This window comes from Acidithiobacillus sp. TH-A35 (assembly GCF_057473505.1).
On sequence record NZ_JBYCKR010000227.1, the window covers coordinates 1 to 3,475 of the forward strand.

The 3,475-nt window shown below is 58.6% G+C and carries 4 protein-coding genes and 1 tRNA gene; 2 read left to right on the forward strand and 3 right to left on the reverse strand.

What is annotated here, in order from left to right; genetic code table 11:
• Both AC2VNK_RS07680 and secB read right to left on the reverse strand, forming a co-directional pair.
• The coding region (locus AC2VNK_RS07680) for a hypothetical protein (RefSeq protein ID WP_486883366.1) at positions 1–78 on the reverse strand (78 nt) is incomplete at its 3' end.
• 3 nt (positions 79–81) lie between these two features.
• Positions 82–531: a protein-export chaperone SecB gene (secB, locus tag AC2VNK_RS07685; protein ID WP_291522954.1), complete on the reverse strand. Its 450-nt coding sequence runs from the start codon at positions 529–531 to the stop codon at positions 82–84.
• A 147-nt stretch (positions 532–678) separates the two neighbouring features.
• Between secB and AC2VNK_RS07690 the strand changes: the two genes are divergently transcribed.
• Positions 679–754, forward strand: a tRNA-Glu gene (locus AC2VNK_RS07690).
• Positions 755–1,083: 329 nt separating this feature from the next.
• Entirely contained in the window at positions 1,084–1,773 is a 690-nt protein-coding gene (gene rhuM / locus AC2VNK_RS07695) for a RhuM family protein (RefSeq protein ID WP_291522956.1), read from the forward strand.
• Between the two features lie 130 nt (positions 1,774–1,903).
• Here the strand turns inward: rhuM and AC2VNK_RS07700 are convergent.
• On the reverse strand, positions 1,904–3,475 hold a 1,572-nt coding region (locus AC2VNK_RS07700), incomplete at its 5' end, for a phosphoribosylformylglycinamidine synthase subunit PurQ (protein WP_486883365.1).

Genomic DNA, 3,475 nt, shown 5'->3' on the forward strand with positions numbered 1-3,475 from the left:
CACGGCATGCCCCTGCCGGAGCAGATAAACCGCCAGGGCTGTCCCCCAGTGACCGGCCCCCAGCACCGCCCAACGCATGGCTTATTGCGTCGTGTAGTTCTGTTGCTGGGCCTGTGCCTGCTGATACAGTGCCTCGAAATTGACCGGATGCAGATGTAGAGGCTGGAAACCGCCGCGGCCCACCATATCTGCCACCACTTCCCGCGCATAGGGGAACAGTATTGTCGGGCAGTGCACAGCGACCAGGGCGGGCAGGTGCTCCTCCGGGATATTCTGCATGCGGAACAAACCAGACTGCTGGACCTCCACCGCAAAGTAGGTGCTTTCGCCCGCCTTGGCCTTGACCGTCACGGTCAGCGTCACTTCGGTAAGGCCATCCATGCCTTCCGCCGCATTGCTGGTGGTGTTCAGGCCCACATCCACCGTCGGCGCCTCAGTCTGCACAAAACTCAGCGGCGCGTTGGGCGACTCAAAGGAGATGTCCTTCACGTAAATGCGCTCAATCATAAAAACTGCTTCTTGTTCGTCCATAAGTCCTTTCATCCTGGATTTTTGAATTGCGAGAGACTTAGTCTACCTGAAGAGGCACCACCGGGCTACGCGTGTGCATCCGCAAACTCCGCAAAACAACACTTGCCCCATGCGCCCGTTCTGTGTAGGATCCTCAGCGCTGTCCAGGTCCCCATCGTCTAGTGGCCTAGGACACCGCCCTTTCACGGCGGTAACTGGGGTTCGAACCCCCATGGGGACGCCAAATAAAATAACAAGATAGCCAATGCGGTACGGCTAACTTTATTAAACGCTGCACTTAGCTACAAATCATAGGTGCGGCGCGAGGTGCAGCATGGCTACAATTAACCCCAGAGTAGATCAAGATAATAACGTGATCAGCTGGCAAGCCATCATTTCGTAAACGCGTGTTCCCATCCCAGACGAAAACCTTCCGCACTAAGCGCGATGCTGAATCGTGGTCAAGGATTACTGAGTCAGAAATGGTCCGTGGCATTTTTATCCAGCGCAACGATGCCGAGCGCACGCTGCTCTCTGACGCATTAAACAGATACATGCAGGAACTCAACCGCATTGAAGCGCGGCGCAACGCAGGAAACCTCCCATATCCACATCCTGCTGGCCTCTAGGCTGGCAAAGCAATCCCTGGCCTCCATCGGTTCCAGAGAAGTCTCGCGCTCGGGATCCCTCAAGCACTACAGCCTCAATGCCATCATCGCCGTCGGCTACCGCGTCAGCTCCAAGCGTGCCACCCAGTTCCGCATCTGGGCCACGCAGATTCTGAAGGAATATATCCGCAAGGGCTTTATGCTGGACGATGAACGCCTGAAGCAAGGCAAGCAGGTGTTTGGCGAGGACTACTTCCTGGAGTTGCTGGAGCGGGTTCGCTCGATCCGCGCCAGAGAACGCCGTATTTATCAGCAGATCACCGATATTTTCGCCGAATGCAGTGTGGACTACGACCCCCGGTCCGACGTCACGCAGACCTTCTACGCCATGGTGCAGAACAAGTTCCACTACGCCATCACCGGCCAGACCGCCGCCGAGATCATCCACAGCAAAGCCGACCACACCGCTGTGCTGACCCAAAAGGGCAACATCAGCAAAACTCAGGCCGATCAGAGAACGCTAGCCGAATATGCAGAATTCAACCGGACACTGAAAATCGAGTCGGACTTTGACCGGGTACTAAAGGAGACGAAGGCGCTGGGGGATAAAAGCCAGAAGTCCGTGCGCAAAGGTCGTGGCTCGAAAAAACAATGAGCGTCACCGATTCCTTACCTCGCAGCATCCCGTAGTCCTTCGCAGCGTTACCCATTGGCCCCTATAGCAAATAGTTCGGTAGTAAACTGAACACCACCAGACAGGGAAATATCTTATTTTGCTCCATACATTATCCCAATGCCTTCCGTGCGTTCACAAAAATCCGCATCCAAGGTGTAGCCTCACCCCACTCCGGCGGCCGCCAGCTCATTTGTAAACTGCGCACGACCCGCTCCGGGTGCGGCATGAGGATGGAGACCCGACCGTCCTCGTTGCAGAGGCCGGTAACACCTTGCGGGGAGCCGTTGGGATTGGCTGGATACTGCACTGCGGGCCGCCCCTGGGCATCCACAAAGCGCATGGTAACAGGCGCTGCGACCGGCTGATCTCCGGCGAAGCGCGCCTGCCCTTCGCCGTGGGCGATAACGATGGGCGCGTAAGTGCCCGCCATACCCGCGAACCACAGCGACGGCGAATCCACGACCTCGACCATGGCCAGTCGGGCCTCGAACTGCTCCGAACGATTGCGCGCAAAATGCGGCCAATGCGCCGCGCTGGGGATAATGTCGCGCAGTTCCGCCAACATCTGACAGCCATTGCAAACGCCCAGGGCGAGGCGCGAGGTATCGGCAAAAAAGGCGGCGAAATCGTCCCGCAGACGATCATGGAAAAGGATCGATTTGGCCCAACCCGCACCGGCACCCAACACATCTCCGTAGGAAAAGCCGCCGCAAGCGGCCATTGCCTGGAAATCCGCCAAGCGATGACGACCGGCCGCAAGGTCGCTCATATGCACATCCACGGCGGTAAAACCGGCACGATGGAAAGCCGCCGCCATCTCGATCTGACCATTGACACCCTGCTCCCGGAGGATCGCCACGCGGGGTCCGGCCCCGGTCTGAATCATCGGCATCTGCGGGGTAAAGGAGAGATGGGAGAACAGCGGCGCATTCTCGCTGGCCACCAGAGCAAAAGCCTCTTGGGCGCAAAGCGGATCATCGCGCAGGGCCTGCATCCGGTTACTGGTCTCCGCCCAGGTGCGCAGCAGGTCAGCGACCGCTTCGTTCAGGATGGATTGGCCACCCTGTTGCACTTGCAAACGCCAGTGGTCGGTCTTTACCTGACCAATGACCTGAGCCCGTCCAGCGAGGTCGGCATCCGCAAAAATCTGCGTGATTTGCGCGCGCTGGGCGGCCGGGGTCTGAATAAGCACTCCTGGTTCCTCGGCAAAAAGAAAGGACCAGACCTCTTCACCCGAAGGCAACTGGATATCCGCCCCGCAACGGCTGGCGAAAGACATTTCGCAGAGGGTCGCCCAGAGACCACCGTCAGAGCGGTCATGGTAGGCCAGCACCAGTTCCTGCATGCGCAAAGCCTGCAATGCAATGAACAGGCCGCGCAGCAACTCCGGGGCATCCAGATCAGGCGTCGTATCGCCCATCTGCCCCAAAGTCTGGGCCAGGATAGAAGCGCCGAGCCGACCACACTCCAAGTCCACCAACCAGAGATCGGTATCTGGTTGGGCAGACCACTGAGGGGTCCAGCTCTTCCGCAAATCCGCCACGGGCGCGAAGGCCGAGATGATCACCGACAGGGGCGACACGACGGCCTTTTCCACACCCTCCTCTCGCCAGATAGTGCGCATGGACAGGGAGTCTTTGCCCACCGGGATGGCAAGGTCCAGCGCCGGACAGAGTTCCAG